Source organism: Arthrobacter sp. C152, from assembly GCF_054890965.1.
Genome location: NZ_JBTZSU010000117.1, coordinates 1 through 275, shown reverse-complemented (window position 1 = coordinate 275; position 275 = coordinate 1). Strand labels below are relative to the sequence as shown.

The window sequence follows — 275 nt, the reverse complement described above, 5'->3', positions numbered from 1 at the left end:
AAGGAGGTCGAGTTGAGCGCGACGGCGTTGCCGAGATCAGCGTCGCCCACCAGCTGCGCGACGAACACCTGCCGCACCGGCGCGTCGAACGCAGCGGCACTCCCGAACAGGAAGGCGAAACCATAAACGTGCCAAAGCTGCACCCTGCCGCTGACGGTGAGCACGCCAAGCGCCAGCGCGAGCACGCCCATTGCCGCTTGCGTGGCGATCAGCAGCTTGCGCTGGTCGAGGTGATCGGCGGCGAATCCGGTCCAGGGCAGCAGCAGAAACTGCGG

1 protein-coding gene is annotated in these 275 nt (G+C 66.9%); it reads right to left on the bottom strand.

The annotated features are described in order from the left end of the window. On the bottom strand, positions 1 to 275 hold a 275-nt coding region (locus tag ACYSM9_RS21970; protein WP_461859059.1), incomplete at both ends, for an MFS transporter.